General features: G+C 69.1%; 1 protein-coding gene. It reads right to left on the bottom strand.

Annotation, left to right across the window (positions count from 1 at the left end):
• On the bottom strand, positions 1-427 hold a 427-nt coding region (locus HW466_RS31565), incomplete at both ends, for an aldo/keto reductase (protein ID WP_176316191.1).

The raw sequence follows: 427 nt of genomic DNA, 5'->3' as shown, positions 1-427 counted from the left end.
ACGTGCGGCGCGATCAACTGATCGTAGATCCGCCGCGCCTGTTCCATGGTGTCCTCGGGCAGCGGGGCCAGCGCGCTCGCCTCGGCATTGCCCTTCGCCTGCGCAGCGTTCTTCGCCCCGGGGATGACGACCGACACGGCCCGCTCCATCAGGATCCAGCGCAGGGCGAACTGCGCCATCGTCGCGCCTTGCGGCACATGGGGGCGCAGCGCCTCGACGGCTTCCAGGGCGACGTCGTAAGGCACGCCGGAGAAGGTTTCGCCCACGTCGAAGGCTTCGCCGTGACGGTTGAAATTGCGGTGATCGTCGGCCGCGAAGCTCGACTGCGCCGTGAGTTTGCCGGTCAGCATGCCGCTGGCCAGCGGCACGCGCACGATCATCGCGACATCGCGCGCGATCGCCTCGCGGAACAGCAACTGCGCCGGCC

Origin of the sequence: Burkholderia territorii (assembly GCF_902833055.1) — a bacterium.
In the GTDB taxonomy this organism is placed as follows: Bacteria; Pseudomonadota; Gammaproteobacteria; order Burkholderiales; family Burkholderiaceae; genus Burkholderia; species Burkholderia territorii.
The sequence above is the reverse complement of the archived record's forward strand: the minus strand, read 5'-3'. Positions and strand labels throughout refer to the sequence as shown.